Source organism: Umezawaea endophytica, from assembly GCF_025061645.1.
GTDB lineage: Bacteria > Actinomycetota > Actinomycetes > Mycobacteriales > Pseudonocardiaceae > Umezawaea > Umezawaea endophytica.
Genome location: NZ_JANYMP010000003.1, coordinates 368,090 through 390,010, shown reverse-complemented (window position 1 = coordinate 390,010; position 21,921 = coordinate 368,090). Strand labels below are relative to the sequence as shown.

Below are 21,921 nucleotides of genomic sequence, written 5' to 3'. Positions count from 1 at the left end.
CTGCACAAATAGGTCCGTGACCCCGCCAGGCGGCTACCGGGCGGGGTCACGACACGGCCGCCGCCGTCAGACGGCCGGGAAGTAGTGGCCGTTGTCCAGGTCGGCGAGCAGGCCGGGCTGAGCCGGTTCCCAGCCGAGGGTTCGGCGGGTGATCAGGTTGGCCGCCGGGTAGCTCCGCGTGACGATGTTGGCGAGGAACCCGAAGTGCCCCGGCACCACCAGCTCGTCCACCGGGACGCTCACGACGGGCAGGCCCAGACGGCTGCCGATGGCCTCGGCGATCTCGCGGAACGGGATGGCCCCGTCCCCGACCGCGTGCCAGGACCTGCCGGCCTGCCCCTTCTCCAGCGCCAGGCGGAACAGGGAGGCGAGATCGCGGGCGTGCACGGCGTTCCACAGGTTCGCGCCGTCGCCGGGGTAGCCGACGAAGCCCTTCTCCTTCGCGAGCGCGATCAGCCGCACGAGGAAACCGCCACGATCGGTCGTGCTGTGCGCGATGGTGGCGATCCGCACGACCGAGGACCGCACTCCCCGTTCGGCGAGGCCGAGCACGGCGCTTTCCACGACGTTGCGGACCCGCAGGGTGCCCCTGTGCTCAGCGCCGCTGGGCAGGGCCGGGTCGTCCTCGGTGGCCGGACGGCCCAGGTTCCCCGGCGAGCCGATGCTCCCCGCCGCGACCAGCGGCTTCCCGGTCCCCGCGAGTGCCTCGCCGTACGCGAGCACGATCGGGAGTTCCGCGGCGGCCACGGCGGCGAGCCCGCCGGTCGGGAGCAGGTCCTGCCGGTGCGCGACGTGGATGACGCCGTCGGAGTCCGCGGCCGCCTCCTTGAGCCCGTCGAGGTCTTCCAGGTCGCCGCGGCGCACCTTCGCGCCGAGCGCGGACACCGCCGCCGCGGCCGTGTCCGACCGGGCCAGGCCGGTGACCTCGTGCCCGGCGGCGACGAGCTCGGGGATGATGTGCGAACCGGAGTGGCCGGTCCCGCCGGTGACGAAAACGCGCACGCTGCTGCTCCTTGTGGATGAGGTGGGGCGGTCAGCCGAGGAGGGTGACGCCGAGGGAGAAGTCGGTGTGCTTCACGGAGTGGGCGACGAGTCCCAGCATCACCAGACCGGTGTTCTCCAGCGCCCGCGCCATCGGCAGCGGCCCGGTGTCCAGCGGTCGCAGCCCCAGGCTCTCGACGAACGCCGACACGCGGGCCTTCGCGCGGGCGTCGTCGCCCGCGATGAACACGTCCACTTCGCGACCCCCGGCCGGACCTGCCGCCAGGACGTGGGAGAACAGGGTGTTGAACGCCTTGACGACGTGCGCGCCGTCGGGGGCGGCCTTGGCGATCTCCTGCGCGCCGGAACTGCCCTCGGGGGTGACGAAGCCCTGGAGGTCGGGGGAAACTGGGTTGGTGATGTCGATGACGACCTTGCCGCGGAGCGCGTCCCCGTACCCGCCGACCACCGCCGCCGCGCTGGCGTACGGCACGGCGAGGACGACGATGTCCCCGGCCGGGGCGGTGCCCGGCGTCCCGACGGTGGCGCCGTCGAGCGCGGCGGCCACCTCCTTGGCCTTGGCCTGGTCGCGGCCGATGATCTCGACGGCGTTCCCGCCCGCGAGCGCCCGGCCCGCCAGGGCGCGGGCCATGTTCCCCAGGCCGATGATGCTGACGCTGCTCATTGGTGTTCCTGCTTTCCGGAGCTGGACAGGACGCCGTGTCCACGTCGTCGAATGACGCGGTGGACGGCGTTCGATTCCTGATGTGCTCATTCCGGGCTCGGGATTTTTCGTGGAGTCCCGCTGTCGAATTCTCTTTTCGAATTCGCTCCGCCCCATCAGTAGCCCATTCAGGTTGTCATTGACCCGAGTTGGTGTCCAAGACCTCTTTCAGCCCTGGTGATACCGTGGGGGCATCACCAGGTCGGGAGGTTCCGTGGATCTGGACCTGCGCAAACTGCGCTACTTCCGCGCCGTCGCCGACAGGCTGCACTTCGGCCGCGCCGCCGAGGAGTTGCACATCGCGCAGCCGGTGCTCAGCAGGCAGATCCGCGCGCTGGAACAGGACCTCGGCGCCTCGCTGTTCACCAGGGACCGCCACGGCGTGGCGCTGACCGACGCGGGCCGACAACTGCTGACCGACACCGGTCCGCTGCTCGCCTCCGCGGCCGCGGTCCGCCGCCGGGTGACCGTGGCCGCTCGCGGCGGTCGGCGGCTGGCGGTCGGTTTCCGGACCGGCATCCCGGTCATCCCCGCGGCCCGCGTGTTCGAGGCCCGCCATCCGGACGTGGTCTTGGACGTGCAGCGGATCGAGTGGGACGACCAGGCCCCGATGCTGCTCGATGGCCGCGTCGACGTCGCCTACGTGCGGCTGCCGATCGACGAGACCGGCCTGCGCGTGGTCCCGCTGTACACCGAGCCGCTCATGGTGGTGCTGCCCGCGGATCACCGGCTTGCGGGCAAGGAAGAGGTCACCGAGGCCGACCTCGCCGGTGAGCCGCTGGTCTGGCACGCCGACCCGAGCACCCGGCCCACCAGGCGCCCGTTCCCCGACTCCGGGCTCCGGGTGCGCGGTGTGGAGGAGAAACTGGAGCACGTCGCGGCAGGCCGGGGCGTCTCGTTCGTGGGCCGGTCGGAGACGGTGTTCTACTCGCGCCCGGACATCAGCTACGTGCCCATCCCGGAACTCGCGCCCGACCAGGTGTGCCTCGCGATGGCGGCGTCGCGTACCTCGCCGCTGGTCGACGATTTCGTCGCCGCGGCGCGGGCGACGGCCGAGATCACGACGGAATGCGGGAACCACGAGGCGTTCTCAGGCGGCCGCGCGGAAGCGTAGGGGCGGTGTCCCTGATCGAGCGACTGCGTTTGTCGACGATGTCCTGGCAAGAAAGCCCACCCGTGATCGTCGGTGTCGGCTATTCGACATTCGCGTGCCTGATCGACGCCACCCGTGCCTTCGCCGCGGCCCTTGCCGGACCTGACCACGGCGAAGGCCCCTCCCGTAGCGGCTGGATAGCGCGAGGTTGCGTGATCCGTCTTGGTTACGGAAGGGTACCGGTCGAACGCGAATCGTGACGATCCCGCAGGCTCGGGCTCGGCTTTGGTTATCGAGGAGCGACAGTGGCTGACCTGGTCGGTCGGAAGGCGGAGTGCGAGAACCTCGTCCGCCTGGCGGAGACCAGCCGTGACGCGGGCGCGCACCTGGCCCTGGTGCGTGGCGCGAGGGGGATCGGCAAGACCGGTCTGCTGGCCGAGGTCCGGCGGGTGCTCGGCTCGCACGACGTGACGGTGCTGTCCGCGACCGGTCGTGCCCAGGTCGCGGAGTACGGCTCGGTGCGGGAGTTGTTGGAGCCGCTCGGACCCGCCGCGGCACTTCCGGGCACCGGGCAGTCGGACGACCACTACGCCGTGCTGTGCGGGTTGCACCGGATCGCGGTGACCCTGATGGCGGACCGGCCGCTCGTCATCCTGCTCGACGACGCGAACGCCTGCGATGGGCGGACCCTGCGGTGGATCGACTTCCTGTTGCGGAGATCCGGCGAGTTACCGCTGGTGGTCGTCCTGGCTTGGCGGCCCGGTGTCGTCGAGCAGGCCGACCTGGTGTTCGCGGACATGGTCGACATCGGTCCGACGACGGTCGTCGACCTCGCGCCGCTGTCGACCCCGGACGTGGTGACCCTGCTCGGGCGGGCCTTCGGCCGCGACCCCGATCCGGTGTTCGCCGAGGCGTGCGGCCTGATCACCGGCGGGAAACCGTGGTGGCTGACCAGGTTGCTGACCTCGTTGTGCGCACGTGACGTGGCTCCGGACGAGAGCGGCGTCGAGCACGTTCGGGAACTCGGCAGGCAGGTGGTCACCGGGTGTTTGCCGGACCTGCTCGACGAGCAGGGAGGCCACGCCCACGAGGTGGCCCGCGCCATCGCCGTGCTCGGCCCCGCCGACGTTCGTACGGTGGGCAGGTTCCTCCACCTGCCCGAGCCGTTCGTGACGAGCGCGGTGGACGCGCTGCGTCGCGAGGAAGTGCTTGCCGCACAGGGATTGGCGTTCCGGCACGAGGACATCGCCGGTGCCGTGCTGTCCGCCTTATCGCCCGGAAGGGTGGTGGAACTGCGTCACCGGGCCGCGACCTTGCTCAACGACGAGGGGCGCTCGGCTGAGGAGGTCGCCGGTCAGCTCATGTGGCTGCCCGCACTGCCCGAGGTCTGGATGTGCTGCGCCCTGCGGGAAGCGGCGGCGGCAGCCGTCCGGCGAGGCGCCCTGGACACGGCCGAGCGTTACCTGACCAGGGTTCTCGACCAGGAACCCGGCCACCCGGCCACCCTGCTGGAGCTGGCGGACGTGCTGGTGATGATGGAGCCCGCCGCGGCGTTGCCCAGCCTGGTCGAGGTCGTCGACCAGATGACGGACACCGGGGCGAAGACGGGGTTCTCGCGCCGGTCGGTCACGGACACGTGGTCGGAGGCCGCGTTCGACCGGCTCGCCACGATCCTGGACGAGGGCGAGAACTCCGAGATCGACGGCGAGCTGCTGCTCCGGGTGCCCACCGTGCTGCTGACCGCGAGAGTGGGCAAGCGGGCCAGTACCGCGCAGCTCCTCACGCACTACCGGGTGCCCGCCCAGCGGGTGCCGAACACCGCGTCGGGACGGCTGATCTCCGGGGTGGCCGCCCAGGCCGAGATGCTGGCCGGTGAGTCGGTCCAGGCGACCGTCGACCTGGCCAGGTTGGGCCTGGTCCCCGGCTCGGCGGTGCACGCCGGGCCCGCGGTGGCCGCCGCGGCGGTGCTCGGCCTGTCCGGTGAGCCCGCCGAGGCGAAGGCGGCCCTGGACCGGCTGATCACCACGAGCGGCGCGGACGGCGCGCTCGACGTCCACGCGCTGGCGCTGTCGACCAGGGCGGGTCTGCTCGACAACGCCGGTGACCTCGCGGAGGCCCACGCCGACGCGCGGACCGCGTTGGAGGTCTTCGAACGGGCGGCGACGCCGGTGGAGGTCGCGCTGCCCTGCGCGACCATGGCGTCGATCCTGCTGAAGCAGGGCTACCTCGCCGAGGCCGAGGAACAGCTCGACCGGGTGGGGGAGCCGTGGTTCGGCTGGGCGTACGGACCCGTGATGATCATGAAGGCGGCGGTGCGCCGGGCCCGCGGTGACCTCACCGGCGCGGTGGACCTCCTGCTCGAATGCGGGCGGCAGTTGACGTCCGCGGGCATCCACAACCCGGTGTGGGCCCCGTGGTGGCTGGACGCCGTCTGCCTGCTGGTGCGCCTTGGCCAGCGGGGGGAGGCCGTCGAACTCGCCGAGTTCGGGGCCGAGCGCGCCCGACGGTGGGACACCCTCGAAGCGAGGGGGCTCAGCTTGATGGCCAGCGGGATGGTGGCCACCGGGGTGGCGGCGGCGGAACTGCTCGGTGCCGCGGTGGCGGAGCTGTCCGGGTCCTCCGCCCGGCCGCTGCACGTCCGCTCGGTGCGCCTGCTGGGGGAGTCGCGGTTGTCGGACGGTGACGCCAAAGGGGCTCGCGAGCACCTGCGGACCGCGGTCACCCTGGCGATCCGCCTGGGTGACCGCCAGGCGGCGGCGGAGGCGAGGGACCTGCTCGTCCTGGCCGGTGGACGCATGCCGAGACTGGGCGCCAGACCGGCGGACGCGCTCAGCGGCCGTGAGCGGCGGGTCGCGGAGCGCGCCGCGGCGGGCGCCACCAACCGGGAGATCGCCGAGGAGCTGTTCGTGACGGTCCGCACGGTCGAGAGCCATCTGTCCAATGTGTACCGGAAGCTCGGTGTCGAGCTGCGCGCGGACCTGCCTGCCGCGCTCGACTCCGGTCTGTGCGCCACCACGGCATGACGGGCCTCGAAGTCATCGCGACGGCACTCCGCCTCGCCCGGTCCGGCGCGGGCTCGCTCGTGGTGCTCCGGGGACCGTTGGGCAGCGGCGGTTCGGCGGTGTTGCAGGACGCGAGGAGGGTGGCGGAGAGCCTGGGCGTCCGGGTGGCGCGGGCGACCGGGGCCAGGCCGGAACGGGGCTTCCCGTTCGGCGTGGTGCACCAGCTCACCGGTTCGACGCGGCCGGACGGACTGCGCGGGCTGCTGGTCGGCCCGACCCTGATCGCGGTGGACGACCTGCACTGGGCGGACGAGGAGTCGTTGCGCGCGCTGGCGTGCGCGGCTGACCGGCTGGACCGGGTCCCGGTGGTGATGGTGGTCTGCGTGCGCGACGGCGACGTGTGGTCCGACTCGCCTCTCGTGGAGCAGGTCGTTCGCCGAGCGGCTCACGTCGTTCGGCTGGACCGCCCGGCTGTGGCGGAGGCGTCGAGACGGGAACTCGTCACCTGTCTGCGGGCACAGCCTTCGCGGGTGCGTTCCGTCCTGGACGCGATGGTGGTCCTGGGCGACGACCCGGACATCGAGGTGCTCGTGTCCCTCGCGGCGGTCGACGAGGTCGGGTGCGCGACCGTGCTGCGGGCGATGGACAGGCTCGGCCTCGTCGACCGGACGGGGCCGCGGTTCGTCCACCGCGTCGTGCGGGAGGCGGTCGAGGGGACGATGGCCCCCGCGGACCGGGCCCGGTTGCAGACCAGGGCCGCTCGCCTGCTGCACGACGTGGGCAGGCCCGCCGAGGTCGTGGCCGCCAGGCTGCTGGCCATCACGTGCGCCCAGGGGCTTTGGGCCGTTGACGTCCTGCGTGCGGCGGCGGAGTCGGCGATGGGTCGCGGCGCGCCCCTGGTCGCCGTGGAGTACCTCCGCCGCGCGCTGCTGGAACAACCTCAGGCCGGGTGGAGGCGGGTGACGTTGCTCGTCGACCTGGCCGCCGCGGAGCGCGGCGTCGATCGGGCCGCTGCCGCGGCGCACCTGTCGGTCGCGGCCCGGATGGTGGCCACCACTCGGGAACGGGCCGCGATCGTGGCGAGGTTCGTGCCGGGAGCACTGGTCGAGGCGCCTCCCGCGGTGCGGGAACTGTTCCAGGGCGTCGAGGACGAGCTGCGGGCGGCGCGACCACACGACGGAGTGGTGGCAGACCTCGCCCTGCGGGTCGAGGCGCGGTCGCACCACGCGGAATGCCTGGCGCCGGGCAGGTTCGCGAGGTGCGTCGACCGGCTGGGCGAGCGCCCGGACGAGACCATCCCGACGACGAGCGCGGGACGCGAGCTGCTGTCCGTGCGGCTGCACTGCGCGACGGTCGCCTCGGTGTGGCGTGCCGGTGACGTCGCGGCGGTCGCGCGGCGGTTGCTGGCCCAGTCACCGGCCCAGCCGGATCACGTCCACACGCCGATCGCGACCTTGGTGACCACGTTGTGCGCGGCCGACTCGGTGGACGCCGTGTCGGTCTGGCTGAACAGCGCGATGGAGCGGTCGCTCGCCGCCAACGCCGTCGCGGAGCAGGTCTTCATCGAGGCCGAACAGGTGTTGGTGCTGCTGCACTGCGGGAGGATCGCCGCGGCGCGGAGCATCGCCGAGAACATCCTCGCCACGGCGGGACCACACGGACTCGCCTCCGAGGTGCTGGTGACGCTCGCCTCGGTCGCCTGGGAGACCCAGGACGACCACCTCGTCACCAGGCTGATCCCGCTGGTGGAGAAGGAAACGCACAACCCGGCGCTGTCGGTCGCGTACCAGTTGCTGTGCGGCGCGGCCAGCGTGGCGGCCATGGATCCGCAAGCCGGGCTGGCCCACCTGAGGGGCGCGGGCAGCCAGTTGAAGGAACTCGGTTGGCGCAACCCCGTGCTGTACCCGTGGCGTGCGGAGGCGGCCCGGATCCTGTGGCGCCTGGGCGATGTCGACGCGGCGCGGGCGTTGGCCGTGGAACAGCACGCGCTCGCGGTGGAGTGGGGTTCGGCGGCCGGTGTCGGGAGAGCCTTGTGCCACCTCGGATCGATGACGGAGGGGGACGCCGGTGTCGCGGCGCTGCGGCGGGCCGTGGGCGTCCTCGAAGGGTCGGCCAACCGGTTCGACCTGGCCAGGGCGCTGTGGCAGGTGGGAACGCGGACAGCGGACCGGCACAGCGTGGAACGGTCCTCCGCGGTGGCCGTGGAGTGCGGGGATAACCCGCTGGACGCACGGGTGGCCTCGGCCGCCGGGCACGGCGACGACGGGTTCGCCTTGACGGGTGCGCAGCGGCGCGTCGTGGAACTCGCGCTGGCAGGCCGTTCCAACCAGGAGATCGCGGAAGTCATGGAGGTGGGTGTGCGGGTCGTGGAGAAGCACCTGACGAACGCGTACCGCAAGCTCGGCGTGCCGGGCCGCGGTGGGCTGTCGGCGGCGTTGTCCGCTGTCGGTCCGGGGCCGTCGGCCTGATGCCGGTGCGACCTCCGTTGACGTGCCGTGACGAGATCAATAGCGTCACGGCGTGACCAGTGATCGACTCCAGCGGTCAGGAAGTTCCGCGTGAGCAAGGAGATCAGCGAACGGGAACTCGTCACCGAACTCCTCGGAAACCTGCGTCGCGGTGGTGGAGCCGTCTTCGAGGTGGCCGGTCCGCCGGGTTCCGGCCGCACCGCCGTGGTGTGGCGGATCGCCGATCACCTGACCGGGCAGGGGATACGCCTGGTCGCCGCTCGCGCGTCGGCGGTCGAGTCCGATGTGGATGGTGCGGTGCTCGCACGGGTCATGGCCGATCTCGGCGTCGACCCGGACTCCTCGACGACGGCGCTGTGCCGCGCTGTCCTCGAAGCCGGGCCGTTGGTCCTCGTGTTCGACGACGCGCAGTGGATGGACGAGCGCTCGGTCGCCTGGCTCCGCGCGCTGCTGCGCAGGATCCACCGGGGCCCCGTGGTGGTGGCACTGGCCACCGCCGGACTCGGCACGGCGGCGGAGGACGTGCTCGCGGAGCAGGCCGAGGACTGCTCGGTCACCGCGCCGCCCTGGTACGTCGTTCGTCTGCCCGCGCCCATCGCGGACGAGGACCGGATCGCGCGAACGCTGCAGCTCGTGTCCGAGGAGGACACGAGGTTGTTGCGCGCCATGGCGGTGTGCGGCTTCGAGTGGTCGCTGGTGCGGGAACTCGCGGACCTGGACCGCGTGCTCGCCGATCGGGCGCTGACGAGGTTGCGCGGGCTCGGACTGGTCGCGACCGACGAACCGGGGATGACCGACGACGTGGCCCGTGCCGTGCTCGCCGCGATGAGCGGTGACCAGCGGGACGAGCTGCGGTCCAGGGCGGTGGTGCTCGGTCATCGGGCCGCGCTCGGCTTCGAGCGGATGGGCGCGCTCCTGGTCGAGGCACCACCTGGTGGCACGCCGTGGGCCCGGCAGGCGCTCCAGCGCGCGGCGCGGGTGCTGGCCGCTACGGGGAGTACGGCGGACGCCGCCAGACTGCTGATCCGGGCGCTGGACGAGCCCGCGGACGAGGCGACGCGCGCGGACATCCTGATCCAGCTCGCGCAGTGCGAACTGGACCACGCGCCGGAAGCCGGTGATCGGCGCCTGGTGCGGGTCCTGCACATGACCGACCCGGCGGTGTCCGACGCGCGTCTGCGCGCGGCGGACGCGCTGGCCTGCCGGGAACACCACGGGGTGTCCCGGCGCGCCATCGAGACCGCGCTGGCGCACCCGGATCTGGCCGAGTCCGAACAGGAGGCGTTGAGGGGCCTCTACTGGTACGTCGTGAGCGTGGCGGGCGAGCACGACGAACTCGGCGTGCCCGCCGTGCCGCCGCTGCGGGACCCGCCCGTCGACCCGGTGTGCAAGGGGATAGCCGCCTGGCGCCTGGCCCGTGGCGGGAGTGGTGGCGCGCTCGCGGTGGCGTTGGCGACCAGCGCTCTGGCCGTTCGCGGTTCGGGGCCGCTCACGCCTCGCATCGCGGCGGCCGACGTGCTGTCCTGGGCCGCCGAGTACGAGACCGCGCTGGCGGGCATCGACGCCGTCCTGGTGGACGGCCGCCGGTACGGCGCACGGGTGACCGTCGTCGAGGCGATGGCGCTGCGCTGCTCGGTGCTGCTGCGGCAGGGGCGGGCCGTCGAGGCGGCGGAGGAACTGGCGGGCATGGAGGCGGAACTCCCGCGCGACTGCTGGCGTCCCCTGCTCGGCGCTCGACACCTGGTGCTGGAGGTGGTGCTGCTGCTGGCGGCGGGGCTGGTGGACGAAGCCCGCCAAGCGTTGGCCCGCAAGACGACGACCGGTGTCGCGCACGGCCTGACGTACGCCTGGCGGCTGTTCGCCCACGGGCTGGTCGCGCTGGTGCCGGACCCCGCGACCGCGGCCCGGACCTTCGTCGAGTGCGGCCGCTGCCTGCGGGACATGGGCGTGGTCAACCCCGCCGTGCTGCCCTGGCGGTTGTTCGCGGCGGTGGCGTGGCGGGCCGCGGGCGAGGTCGCGCACGCCGACGCCCTGCTCGCCGAAGCCCAGGACCTGGCCGCGGAGTGGGGTGTTCCCGGAGTTCTGCGGGAGACGCAGGAGTTCGCGGACGTGGTGAACGGCCTGCCCGCGGGGGAGGCCGCCAAGGCGTTCGTGGCGCGGCTGTTACCCGGCTTCTTCGTCAGGAACCCCGTGACCGCGGGCCGGTTGTCGGAGCTGACCCGTGGGTGACGCGCAGCCTGGGATGGACCACCTGACGAAGGCCCTGCGGGCGGCGGCTTCCGGTACCGGGGCCTTCGTGACCGTCCGCGGCCCGATGGGCGCGGGGAAAACCGCGTTGCTGCGGGCGCTGGCCGGGCAGGCGGACAGCGCCGGGGCGGTCGTGCTGCGCGCGAGCGGAACACCCGCTGAACGCGACTGGGAGTTCGGTGTGGCCGACCAACTCCGGCCCGTCCCGGTCGGCTTCGCCGTCATCGTGGTGGACGACTTGCAGTGGGCGGACGAACCGTCCGTGCGGTGGCTGGTCGACGTTGCCGCGAGCGCCCTGGTGGTGACCGCTGTCCGGGATGGCGAGCCGGGTGCCGAGATCGCGCTTCCCGGCTCCGTCGTGCGAGTGGAGCGGGAGTCGGCCGGGTGGTCCCAGCGGCGGGTGGTCGACTGCCTGCGTCGACAGCCCGAACCAGTGTGGGGCGTCGCCAAGGCCATGGCCGTGCTCGGTGATCACGCCGATCCCGGCCTGATCACCGACCTGGCCGGGCTCGACGACGTCACCTTCGGTACGGCGGTGAGGAGTCTTCGCGCACTCGGATTCGTGACCTCGTCGCGCGATCCGCGTTTCGTCGATCCGGCGGTGCGGAACGCCGTGCTCGCCACGATGACGACCTCCGAGTTCGACACCAACCACGCGGCCGCCGCCGCGCTGCTGTTCGACCGGGGGCAGCCGGCCGAGGACGTCGCCGAACACCTCGTCGCGACCGGGGCCGCCCTCCCCGAGTGGGCCACGGACGTCCTCCGGACCGCCGCGCTGCGCCAGGGACAGCGGCCGATCGCGCTGGACCTCCTGCGCCGGGCCGTGTCGGAGCCGGGGCCCGACCGGGCCGCGCTGCTGGTCGACCTCGCCGTCGCCGAGAGCGCGACGGACGGCCTGCCTGCCTTGCAGCACCTGTGCCACGCGATCCAGGCGTACGAGTCGGGACGGGATCGGGTCGCGGCCGTGCTCAGGATGCCCATCGCGGCGCTGGGCGCGGTTCCGCCGCTGGCTCGGGACGTCATCGGCGAGGTCGAGCAGGACGTTCGGCGTCTCGGCGACCGCGACCTGTCGCTGCGGATCGAGGCACGGCTGCGGTACGCCGGGCACACGGATCTCGGCGAGCTCACCGACTCCACCACACGGCTGGGGGAGTTCGGGCCCGAGCCGGGGACAGCCGGTGCGGCGGAACGAGAACTGCTTACGGTGCTGTCGTTCTCGGCCGCGCTGGTGTCGCGCACACCCGCGGAAGACGTGGCGGCACTGGCCGATCGCCTCCTCGATCACGTACCGCCGGGCGCCGGGCGGGTGGACGAGATGACGCGGCTCCTCGTGAAGACCTTGTGCGCGGCCGATTCCCCGCGCAACGCGGACCGGGCGCTGGCGACCGGGCCTGGCACGGCGGACGACCAGGCGTCGCTCCTGGCGAGCAGGGCACTCGTGGCCGCCCACCGGGGTGAGGTCGCCGACGCGGTTCTCCTGGCTCACAACGTGCTTGAGCGTGGTCCGGGTGACGTCGGCCAGGACGTGCTGCTCACGTTGGCCTTGGTGGCGCTCAAGGTCCAGGACGAGCGGTGGTCCGAGCGCCTGCTGGCGCGCCTCCCCGCCAGGGTGGACAACGTCTGCACCGCCGCCGTGCTCGACGTGGTGCGGGGCGCGGACGCTGCGGCCAGGGGTGACGCGCGGGGTGGTCTGCGCCGCCTGACTGACGCGGGCCGTCGGCTCGACCGGTCGGGCTGGCGGAACGTCGTGCTCTTCCCGTGGCGAACCACGGCGGTCCGGCTGCACCAGCGGCTCGGTGACACCGGCGCGGCCAGGAGCCTCGCCGAGGACGACCACGATCGCGCTGTCGAATGGGGTGCCCCCGCCGGTGTCGGCCGGACCCTGCGCGTGCTCGGCGGACTGACGGGGGGAACCGAGGGCACGGACCTGGTGCGCGCGGCCGTGGACGCCCTCTCCTCCTCGGCCGACCGGTTGGAACTGGCGCGCGCCCACCTGGCGTTGGGGCTGCGGCTGCGCGACCAGGACGAGCAGGCCGCAGCCGAACACCTGCGACGGTGCCACGACATCGCTGTCGAACGCGGAGACCGGCGTCTGGCGAGGCAGGCCGGGACCCACCTGCGCGGCGAGGTCCGGCGTGCCGAACTCACCCGCACCGAACGGAGGGTGGTGGCGCTCGCGGTGGCGGGCCGGTCGAACCAGGAGATGGCGAACGCGCTTTCGGTGAGCGTCAGGGCCATTGAGAAGCACCTGACGAACTCCTACCGGAAGCTCGGCGTCCTGGGCCGGGCAGAACTGGCCGGTGCGCTGAACCACCCGTTCTAGGCCGTGACCGGAACATGCCCGAGTCGACGAGGTCGTGTTCGAATTCCGGCCGAACTTCCGGAAAGTTGACCGGTAGGCCAATGGAAGCCCAGTGGACGCGTCTCGATTGGGCCGTACCTTCCGGCGGTGACTTCTCGGGTCGACCGACCCGGCACGTGGCCGGACCACAGTATTAGCCGTGTTCCGGGAGTCGGTCGTAGCCTCGGACCTGGGATCTTTCACTGTGTCAAGATCGGTCGAAATCGTCGATCGTCCAGCGGGAATGGTTCGGAATCGTCCTATCCAGACGGTCGAGTCGTTTTGCTCTGCCCGGCGATCGGATCGGCGGGCAATGGGACTCGGCGCGGTGTCCGCGACTGTCTCGATTCGGGCGGAAATCGGGCAGGATTCAGGAAAACCGGGCAGGTTCCTACTCGATTGTGTGCTTGTGCGGGGCACGGTCGCCGGTCAAACTGATTCCTCGGTGAATGGAAGAGTCGCTCGCGATCGATCGCGCACCGAAGGAGGACTTTGTTGCGACATCAAGGCTTTGAATTCGGCGGCCAAGAACTGCCGTCTCAGTGGCACGCCTACCAGGCGGGCCTCATTCCCGCCGAGATGGTGCCGATCGGTCGGTTGCGGCTCGGCGGTTCACCGAGGACGAGTGGTGTGAGCGCGGAACACATCCGCGTCCTGGCGAGGACGAACGCCCGGATGCCGCCGATCATCGTGCACCGCAGCACCATGTGCGTGATCGACGGCGTGCAGCGGGTGCGAGCCGCGGAACTGAGCGCCCGCGACCACGTCGAGGCGCAGTTCTTCGACGGCGACGAGGACGACGCGTTCGTGCTCGCGGTCGAGGCGAACACGGCCAACGGCCTACCGCTCTCGGTCGCCGACCGCAAAGCGGCCGCCGCGCGGATCATCGTGACCCACCCGACCCGGTCGGACCGGTGGATCGCCCTGGTGAGCGGCCTGACCGCGAGCACGGTGGGGGAGATCCGCAGGTGTTCGACCGTCGAGGACGCTCGGTCGAACACCCGGATCGGCCGGGACGGCAGGCGGCGCCCGCTCGACAGTTCGGAGGGCCGCAGGCTGGCCGGTGAACTGATGCGCGCCGACGCGAACCGGTCGCTGCGCGACATCGCCAGGGCGGCGGGCATCGCGCCCTCGACTGTACTGGACGTGCGCAACCGGATCAGCCGCGGCGAAGACCCCGTCCCTGCGAGGAAGGAGGCCGCGGAACCGAACCGGCCCGCGGCGGGCGCGGGTGCGCCGCGCCGCCAGACGACGGCCAGGGCCGACGTCGACCCCGATCCCGCCGCGATCATGCGCACCCTGTGCAAGGACCCGTCGCTGCGGCTCACCGAGGCGGGCCGGACCCTGCTGCGGTGGCTCGACGCGCACACCGTGACCGGGCAGGCGGCTCCACCGGTGGCGGACATCCCGGCGCACTGCGCGGGCGCCGTCGCCGCGCTGGCCCGGCACAACGCGCGGTCCTGGGCCGCGTTCGGCGACCGGATCAGCGCCCAGGACGAGGAAGGCGGGCAGACCGAGCACGCTTGGTCTCAGCCGTCGGACGGGACACCGGCCGTGAAGTGACGATCGTGCGGACCCCTCGAACGAACCCCGACGACTGAATGGACTGATCGACTTGCGTGGATCCAACAGGTGGGTTGTGCTCATAGGCTCGTTCGTCGCCTACATGTTCGACGCGTTGGAGATCTTGCTGCTGTCGTTCGCGTTACCCGTGATCCGCGCCGATCTCGGGCTGACGACGACGCAGGGCGGTCTCCTCGCCACGGCGACGTTGCTCGGCATCGGGGTGAGCAGCCTGACCGCGGGCTGGTTCGCCGACAACTACGGGCGCAAGCGGGCGTTGATGGTCTCGCTCGCCGTGTTCGGCGTCTTCACCGCAGCGATCGTGGTGGTTCCGAGTTTCACGATGTTCGTGCTGCTGCGCTTCCTGGCGGGTATGGGACTGGGCGGGGTCTGGGGGGTGGTGTCGACCTACGTGGTCGAGACCTGGCCCGCGGCGCAACGCGGTCGCGCGGTCGCGTTCGTGCTCAGCTCGTTCCCGATCGGCGGGGTGGTCGCCGCGCTGCTGTCGGGTGCGCTGCTGCCGGACTGGCGCCTGCTGTTCTTCATCGGCGGGGTGGGTGTGGTGATCCCGCTGGTCCTCGTCGGGGTGTTCTTCCGCGAGTCGGCCGAATGGGCCGAGCAGAAGACCACGCCGGTGAAGGCGGCGGAGATCTTCGCCCCGGAGCTGCGCAAGCGCACCTCGCTCGGCGCGGTCGTGGCCGGGCTCGCGATGTTCGGCGCCTGGGGCGCGTCCACGTGGCTGCCGACCTACCTCCAGGCCGACAAGGGCATCCCGGCCGCGACGGTCGCGATGTTCCTGACGGTCCTCAACCTCGGGATGTTCGTCGGCTACAACGTCTTCGGCCTGATCGCCGACCGGATCGGCCGCAAGAACGCGCTGGTGCTGTCGCTGGCCGGGGTGGCGGTGACCCTGCCGCTGTACGTGGTGGCCGCCGACCGCACGGCGTTGCTGTGGCTGGGGCCGCTGTTCGCGTTCTTCGCCGCCTACGCGGGCATCTTCGGCGCGTACCTCGGCGAGCTGTTCCCGACCAGGGTGCGGACGACCGGTGCCGGGTTCTGCTACAACATCGGCCGCGGTGTGTCCGCGTTCGCCCCGCTCACGCTGGGCGCGTTGGCGGCGGGCGCGGGGTTGGGCGCCGGTCTGCTGGTGTGCGCGGGTTTCATGGCCTGCGCGGCGATAGCCATGACCTTCCTGCCCGACCTGCGCGGCGCGACCACGGTGCGAGCGCCGTCGGTCCGCGGCTAGCCCGGCGATGAGGTCCGACGGGATCCCGGTGGGATTTCGAGTCCGTTCGGAGTCGCGGCGGGAGGCGGCATGTCGAGCACCTCACTCACGGGCGACCGGATCGTTGTCGGCGGTCCGCCACAGGTAGCTGCGCACCGACAGCGACGCGGCGCGCATGGTCGCGCGGATGTCGTCGAGGTCCTCGCTCGCGGGCTCACCCGGCCGATCGGGGGCGCGCAGCACCACCCGTGCCGCCTCCAGCAGGCACAGCACGGCGTCGAGCTGTGCGCTGGCGGGCAACCTGCCCAGGTCCTCGTGCAGGGCCTCGAGCAGCGCGTCCGCCGCTGCCTGCGCCGCGGTCCCGGTACCGCGCGCGAACGTCGTCACGGTCGTCCCCCGAAACCGTTCCACTGTGGACACAAGACTGGCTCTCCTCACCGGGTTGGACGTGCTCGAACTGGTGATCCCCACGTCGCGGGGCCACCCGCGGCGCGGTTCCGGCACCTCCTCACCCCGTACCCCTCCGATCGCGGTCCTGACCTGACTGGCTGTACAGGAATGGATAGGTGCCATGCATAACGGGCAGAACGACGCGCAGAACTGCGAGCACCACTCGGGCTGCGCCCGAAAGCACGGTTTCGGGCAGGTGCTCCCCGGCGCGGGAGCGCCGAGCACCGCCGAGTACGAGGCGTTCCAGCCGGTCGGCTGCTGGACCCTCAGTTCCCTCCAGGCCAAGATCCTGGAGGGTGTCGCGGCCGGTTTCTCCAGCGGGCGGCTGTCGAGGGAGCTGTACCTCAGTTCGAAGACCATCGACTACCACGTCCGCGTCATGTCCGACAAGCTGAAGGCGCCGAACCGCGTGGCGCTGGTGTCGAGGGCGTTCGTCCTGGAAATACTGAGAACGGACTCGTGGCCGCCGCGCGTCACCTGCGAGACCGTGGACTGACGCGCGGGGGCTCGCGGCACGCGGTTCGCGCGATCACGCGCGGACCGCGTTGTGCCGCTTGAAGGATGACCATCACGTGCTCCTCCTGGTGGTGGGACGGCGGGTCACGACTCGACGTCGACGCCCATCTCCTCGGCGATGCGGGCCGCCTCGGCCAGGAGGGTCTCCACGATCTGCGACTCCGGAACCGTGCGGATCACCTCGCCCTTGACGAAGATCTGGCCCTTGCCGTTGCCCGCGGCGACGCCGATGTCGGCTTCGCGGGCCTCACCCGGCCCGTTGACGACGCAGCCCATCACCGCCACCCGCAACGGCACCGGGAACCCTTCGAGCGCCGCGGTGACCCGCTCGGCGAGGGTGTGCACGTCGACCTGCGCCCGGCCGCAGGACGGGCACGACACGATGTCGAGTCCCCGCGGCCGCAGCCCGAGCGACTCCAGGATCTGCGCGCCCACCTTGACCTCCTCCACCGGCGGCGCGGACAGCGACACCCGGATGGTGTCGCCGATGCCCTCCGCCAGCAGCGCGCCGAACGCGACCGAGGACTTGATCGTGCCCTGGAAGCGGGGGCCCGCTTCGGTCACGCCGAGGTGGAGCGGGTAGTCGCACCGGGTGGCGAGCTTGCGGTACGCCTCGATCATCACCACCGGGTCGTGGTGCTTCACCGAGATCTTCAGGTCGGTGTAGTCGTGCTCCTCGAACAGCGAGCACTCCCACAGCGCCGACTCCACCAGCGCCTCCGGGGTGACGCCGCCGTGCTTGCGCAGCAACCGCTTGTCCAGCGACCCGGCGTTCACGCCGATCCGGATCGACACGCCCGCGTCCTTCGCGGCACGGGCGATGGCGCCGACCTGGTCGTCGAACTGGCGGATGTTGCCGGGGTTGACCCGCACCGCGGCGCACCCGGCGTCGATCGCGGCGAACACGTACCTGGGCTGGAAGTGGATGTCGGCGATCACCGGGATCCCCGACTTGCGCGCGATCGTCGGCAGCGCCGCCGCGTCGTCCGCCGACGGCACGGCGACCCGCACGATCTCGCAGCCCGCCGCGGTGAGCTCGGCGATCTGCTGGAGGGTGGCGTCGATGTCGGTGGTGGGCGTGGTGGTCATCGACTGCACCGACACCGGGGCGTCACCGCCGACCGGCACCGTGCCCACCATGATTCGGCGGGAGGTCCGCCGCGTGGCCACCGAGAGCGGGACCTCGTCCTTGCGCGGTGAGGGCATTCCCAGTGCGACGGTCGTCATCGTTCCTCCACTGCGTGGACCGGCCGGGTGTCGAGGTCGTCGATGCCCGGCGGGGCGGTGTCGAGGCCGGTCAGCAGTTCCGCCACGGCCCCGGCGATGTCCTGCGCGGTCAGCCCGCAGGCGGCGAGCACCTCGGCCCTCGACCCGTGGCTGAGGAACCGCCTCGGGATGCCGAACTCGCGCAGCGGCGTGTGCACATCGGCGTCCCGCAACGCCTGCGCGATGGCGGAACCGACGCCGCCCGCGCGGCTGTTGTCCTCGACCGTGATCGCGAGCCGGTGGCGGCGGGCCAGGTCCGCCAGCGCGGTGTTGACCGGGGTGACCCACCTCGGGTCCACCACCGTCACCCCGATGCCCTGTGCCCGCACGCCGTCGGCGACGGTGAGCGCGAGCCCGGCCAGCGCGCCCACCGCGACGATCAGGACGTCCAGCGAACCGGTGCGGCGCAGCACGTCGATCCCGTTGAACGTGGCGATGGCGGGCAGGTCCTCACCGGCGGGGCCCTTGGGGAACCGCAGCATCGTCGGACCTCCGCGCCACGCCACGGCTTCGGCCAGCAGTTCGGCCAGCCGGGCGCCGTCGCGCGGTGCCGCGATCCGCAGCCCCGGCACCACCTGCAACACCGACAGGTCCCACATGCCGTTGTGGCTAGGCCCGTCGTCGCCGGTCACCCCGGACCGGTCGAGGACGAACGTCACCGGGCGGCGGTGCAGCGCGACGTCCATGAGGAGCTGGTCGAGCGCGCGGTTGACGAATGTGGAGTAGATGGCCACCACCGGGTGCACGCCGCCAAGGGACAGCCCGGCGGCCATCGTGACCGCGTGCTGCTCGGCGATGCCGACGTCGATCACCCGGTGCGGGAACCTGCGTTGCAGCGGCAGGAGTCCGGTCGGCTCGGTCATCGCGGCCGTGATCGCCACCAGGTCGTCGCGCCGCTCGGCGAGTTCGACCAGCTTCTCGCCGAACACGGACGTGAACGACGGGGGAGACGCCTTCAGCGCCCGCCCGGTGTGCGGGTCCATCGGTTTGACGGCGTGGCCGAGGTCGAGGTCGTTGGTCTCGGTGTGCCGGTACCCCTTGCCCTTGGCGGTGATCACGTGCACCACCACCGGTCCGCCCAGCGCGACCGCGTGGCGCAGGGAGTCCTGGACGGCGGCGATGTCGTGACCGTCGACGGGGCCGAGGTAACCGAGCCCGAGCTGTTCGAACACGCCCGGCCCGCGCCCGGCGCGCAGGTCGGCCAGGTGCTCGGCCAGCCCACCGACGGTCGGCGCGTAGGAGCGCTGGTTGTCGTTGAGCACGATGACGAGCGGCCGTTCCGGTCCGCCCGCGATGTTGTTGAGCGCCTCCCAGGCCATGCCGCCGGTCATCGCGCCGTCGCCGATGATCGCGACGGTCGCCCGGCCCCGTCGGCCGAGGTGGGCGTCCGCCCTGGCCAGACCGTCCGCATAGGACAGTGCGGTGGACGCGTGCGAGTTCTCCACCAGGTCGTGCTCGGACTCCTCCGGGTTCGGGTACCCGGAGAGCCCGTCGGACTTGCGCAACCGGCCGAACCCGGCCTGGCGGCCCGTGAGGATCTTGTGCACGTAGGACTGGTGCCCGGTGTCCCACAGCAACCGGTCGCGCGGGGAGTCGAAGACGGTGTGCAGCGCGATGGTCAGCTCCACCACGCCGAGGTTGGGCCCGAGGTGGCCCCCGGAGGCGGAGACCCGGTCGACCAGGAACGCGCGGATCTCCCCGGCGAGGTCGCGGAGTTCGTCGGCGGTCAGCTCACGCAGCCGCGCGGGGTCGCGCACGGTTTCCAGCAGCGCCATGTCGAACAGAGCTCCTCATCTCGGTCGGTCACGGCACGTCCGCCGCTCCGGTCAGCCGCGCGGGCGGGGAGAACACGACGTCCTCGGTCGCGACCCGGTGCACGGCCACGTCCGCGTGGCCCAGCTCGGCGAGCCGCTCGACCAGTTCGTCGACGAGGATCTCCGGCGCGCTCGCCCCGGCGCTCACCCCGACCGTGGTCGCACCGACCAGCCACTCAGGGTCGAAGTGGGTCACGTCCGGGACGAGTTCCGCTCTGGCACCTAGCCTCCTGGCCACCTCGACCATCCGGATCGAGTTGCTGGAGTTGGTCGAACCGACCACCAGCACCAGGTCGCACCGGTCCACGATGGCCCTGATGCCGTCCTGGCGGTTCTGGCTGGCGTAGCAGATGTCGTCGGTGGCGGGCCCGCGCAGGTCGGTGAACCTGCGCTGGAGCACGGCGATGATGTCCTTCGTCTCGTCGACCGAGAGCGTGGTCTGGGTGAGGTAGGCGACCGGTGTGTCGAGGGGGAGGTCCAGCGCCTCCGCGTCGGCCACCGTCTCGACGATGATCGTCTGGTCGGGAGCGTGCCCGAAGGTGCCCTCGACCTCCTCGTGGTCCGCGTGCCCGACCAGCAGCAGCGTCCGCCCGTCCCGAGCGAACCGGCGGGCCTCCTGGTGCACCTTGGCCACCAGGGGACAGGTCGCGTCGAGGACGTCCAGCCCGCGCTCGTCGGCGTTCCGCCGCACCTGCGGGGAGACGCCGTGCGCGGAGAAGACGCACACCGCGCCCTCCGGCACCTCCTGCTCGGAGTCGACGAACCGGACGCCCCGGCGCTGGAACTCGCGCACCACGTAGTGGTTGTGCACGATCTCCTTGCGGACGTAGATCGGCGCGCCGTGCTGTTCCAGCGCGAGGTCGATGATGGCCATCGCCCGGCGCACACCGGCGCACAAACTCCGCGGCTCGGCCAGCAGGACCTGCTTAGCGCCACTCATTCCCACTCCGTTCCGTGCCATGACGTCCGCGCCGGAACGCCGGCTTAATAGCCGGACTCGAACACGGCTTTGGTGTCGGACGCGGCGGCCACCAATCCGCAGATTAGTCCAATCCGGGCTTTTCGCCGTCTTCTTTGGGGTTTTTCCTAAAGTCGAACATGCTCACGCCGCGTCGTTGACACGGCCGGGGCCGTCCCTCCAGTATGTAATCCGATAGCTGCCACTCGATTTAGGGCGGCTCTGCGTTTCGATTCCCGGTCGAATCATGACGGGCACCGCGCAACGACCACACCAGGCCGTTCACCAACGTCGTCGACATCCGAGCCCTGGAGAAGTGACCGTGTCAAACATTTCAAGTTCACCTCTGGCAGCGCTGGACCCTCAGGACGAGGTAAGGGTGGTCGGCCAGTACTACGACGACAAAACAGCCAAGCTGGTTCGCAAATACGGGCCCGGACCCAGGATTCACTACCACGTCGGGTACTACCCCTCCTCCGAAACGCCGCCGTCCGCCCAGGACGCGACGCCGGACACCATTCGCGCCAGCATCCGGCTCCACCAGGAGGGCCTGCTGCGGTACGCGGCCAAGATCTGGGGCGCCGAGCACCGGCTGTCGGGGAAGGTCCTGGACGTCGGCTGCGGCCTCGGCGGGGGCTCGCTCTTCTGGGCGCAGGAGTACGGCGCCGACGTCACGGCGGTCACCAACGCGCCGGAGCACGCGCCGGTCGTCAACGGGTTCGCGCGGGACTGCGGTCAGGGCGGGAAGGTCCGGACGCTGGTCTGCGACGCGAACCGCCTCACCGTGGACGACGGCCCGTACGACGCGGCGGTCGCGATCGAGAGCAGCGGGTACTTCAACCGCCCGCAGTGGTTCGAGTGCCTGTCGCACGTCCTCCGGCCCGGTGCCAGCGTGTGCGTGGAGGAAGTGTTCATCACCCGCCCCCACGGCGCCGACGTGTGGGCCGAGTACTTCTACACGAAACCGGCCACGGTGCTCGACTACGCGGAAGCCGCGGCTGCCGCGGGTTTCGAACTGGTCGACGAGGTCGACGCGACCGCGGAAACCGCCCCGTTCTGGGAGGAGAGCGCCGCCTGGACGAAGGCGGTGCTGGACGACGACACCAGCCTCTCCGCGGTGGAGCGCAGGCAGTTCAGGATCTCCCTGCTGGCGAACCAGGCGCAGGGCGTCGAATGGCGAGCAGGGGGCTTGAAGCTGGGTTTCCTGCGCTTCGAGAAGAAGTGAGCGGCGCACGACCGCGCGGGCGCCCGGCCGGGACCTCCCCGGCCGGGC

Annotated in this window: 17 protein-coding genes; 11 read left to right on the top strand and 6 right to left on the bottom strand. The window is 71.7% G+C overall.

What is annotated here, in order from left to right:
* Positions 1–66 precede the first annotated feature (66 nt).
* A complete protein-coding gene (locus NZH93_RS09145; RefSeq protein ID WP_259622530.1) occupies positions 67–1,002 on the bottom strand; it encodes an SDR family oxidoreductase in 936 nt (311 codons plus the stop codon).
* A 31-nt stretch (positions 1,003–1,033) separates the two neighbouring features.
* Positions 1,034–1,666 (bottom strand): NADPH-dependent F420 reductase, encoded by a 633-nt coding sequence (locus NZH93_RS09140; RefSeq protein WP_259622529.1) that lies wholly within the window; start codon positions 1,664–1,666, stop codon positions 1,034–1,036.
* Between the two features lie 253 nt (positions 1,667–1,919).
* Here NZH93_RS09140 and NZH93_RS09135 point away from each other — a divergent pair, with 253 nt between their 5' ends.
* The 8 genes from NZH93_RS09135 to NZH93_RS09100 all read left to right on the top strand — a co-directional run bounded on the left by NZH93_RS09135 (position 1,920) and on the right by NZH93_RS09100 (position 15,665).
* Positions 1,920–2,819, top strand: a complete 900-nt coding sequence (locus NZH93_RS09135; RefSeq protein ID WP_259622528.1) for a LysR family transcriptional regulator — start codon at positions 1,920–1,922, stop codon at positions 2,817–2,819.
* Between the two features lie 5 nt (positions 2,820–2,824).
* Positions 2,825–3,058, top strand: coding sequence for a hypothetical protein (locus NZH93_RS09130; RefSeq protein ID WP_259622527.1), 234 nt, complete (start codon positions 2,825–2,827; stop codon positions 3,056–3,058).
* Between the two features lie 45 nt (positions 3,059–3,103).
* Positions 3,104–5,821: a helix-turn-helix transcriptional regulator gene (locus NZH93_RS09125; protein WP_259622526.1), complete on the top strand. Its 2,718-nt coding sequence runs from the start codon at positions 3,104–3,106 to the stop codon at positions 5,819–5,821.
* The gene (locus NZH93_RS09120) at positions 5,818–8,268 is read left to right on the top strand and encodes a LuxR C-terminal-related transcriptional regulator (RefSeq protein ID WP_259622525.1); all 2,451 of its coding nucleotides are present in this window, start codon (positions 5,818–5,820) and stop codon (positions 8,266–8,268) included. The genes NZH93_RS09125 and NZH93_RS09120 overlap by 4 nt, the downstream gene beginning before the upstream one ends.
* Positions 8,269–8,358: 90 nt before the next feature.
* Positions 8,359–10,497, top strand: coding sequence for an AAA family ATPase (locus NZH93_RS49660; RefSeq protein WP_308214182.1), 2,139 nt, complete (start codon positions 8,359–8,361; stop codon positions 10,495–10,497).
* A complete protein-coding gene (locus NZH93_RS50580; RefSeq protein WP_259622524.1) occupies positions 10,490–12,838 on the top strand; it encodes a helix-turn-helix transcriptional regulator in 2,349 nt (782 codons plus the stop codon). Before NZH93_RS49660 ends, NZH93_RS50580 begins: the two co-directional genes overlap by 8 nt.
* 648 nt (positions 12,839–13,486) lie before the next feature.
* A complete protein-coding gene (locus tag NZH93_RS09105; protein WP_259622523.1) occupies positions 13,487–14,419 on the top strand; it encodes a ParB/RepB/Spo0J family partition protein in 933 nt (310 codons plus the stop codon).
* Between the two features lie 76 nt (positions 14,420–14,495).
* Positions 14,496–15,665, top strand: a complete 1,170-nt coding sequence (locus NZH93_RS09100) for an MFS transporter (protein ID WP_259622522.1) — start codon at positions 14,496–14,498, stop codon at positions 15,663–15,665.
* Between the two features lie 81 nt (positions 15,666–15,746).
* Here the strand turns inward: NZH93_RS09100 and NZH93_RS09095 are convergent, their stop codons facing one another.
* Entirely contained in the window at positions 15,747–16,031 is a 285-nt protein-coding gene (locus NZH93_RS09095; RefSeq protein ID WP_259622521.1) for a hypothetical protein, read from the bottom strand.
* Positions 16,032–16,056: 25 nt separating this feature from the next.
* Here NZH93_RS09095 and NZH93_RS09090 point away from each other — a divergent pair, with 25 nt between their 5' ends.
* Both NZH93_RS09090 and NZH93_RS09085 read left to right on the top strand, forming a co-directional pair.
* Positions 16,057–16,188 carry a hypothetical protein gene (locus tag NZH93_RS09090; protein WP_259622520.1) on the top strand — a complete coding sequence of 44 codons (132 nt, stop codon included), beginning with the start codon at positions 16,057–16,059 and terminating at the stop codon, positions 16,186–16,188.
* Between the two features lie 27 nt (positions 16,189–16,215).
* Positions 16,216–16,590, top strand: coding sequence for a LuxR C-terminal-related transcriptional regulator (locus NZH93_RS09085; protein WP_259622519.1), 375 nt, complete (start codon positions 16,216–16,218; stop codon positions 16,588–16,590).
* A gap of 104 nt (positions 16,591–16,694) precedes the next feature.
* Here NZH93_RS09085 and ispG read toward each other — a convergent pair whose 3' ends face one another.
* From ispG to ispH, 3 genes are read right to left on the bottom strand one after another with little or no spacing between them, the layout of a single operon-like run.
* Positions 16,695–17,837: a flavodoxin-dependent (E)-4-hydroxy-3-methylbut-2-enyl-diphosphate synthase gene (gene ispG / locus NZH93_RS09080; RefSeq protein WP_259622518.1), complete on the bottom strand. Its 1,143-nt coding sequence runs from the start codon at positions 17,835–17,837 to the stop codon at positions 16,695–16,697.
* A complete protein-coding gene (locus NZH93_RS09075) occupies positions 17,834–19,651 on the bottom strand; it encodes a 1-deoxy-D-xylulose-5-phosphate synthase (RefSeq protein WP_259622517.1) in 1,818 nt (605 codons plus the stop codon). The genes ispG and NZH93_RS09075 overlap by 4 nt, the downstream gene beginning before the upstream one ends.
* Before the next feature lie 28 nt (positions 19,652–19,679).
* The gene (ispH, locus tag NZH93_RS09070) at positions 19,680–20,630 is read right to left on the bottom strand and encodes a 4-hydroxy-3-methylbut-2-enyl diphosphate reductase (protein ID WP_259622516.1); all 951 of its coding nucleotides are present in this window, start codon (positions 20,628–20,630) and stop codon (positions 19,680–19,682) included.
* Between the two features lie 397 nt (positions 20,631–21,027).
* On the opposite strand from ispH, the gene NZH93_RS09065 reads away from it, so the two are divergent.
* The gene (locus tag NZH93_RS09065; RefSeq protein WP_259622515.1) at positions 21,028–21,873 is read left to right on the top strand and encodes an SAM-dependent methyltransferase; all 846 of its coding nucleotides are present in this window, start codon (positions 21,028–21,030) and stop codon (positions 21,871–21,873) included.
* The last annotated feature ends 48 nt before the right edge of the window (positions 21,874–21,921 follow it).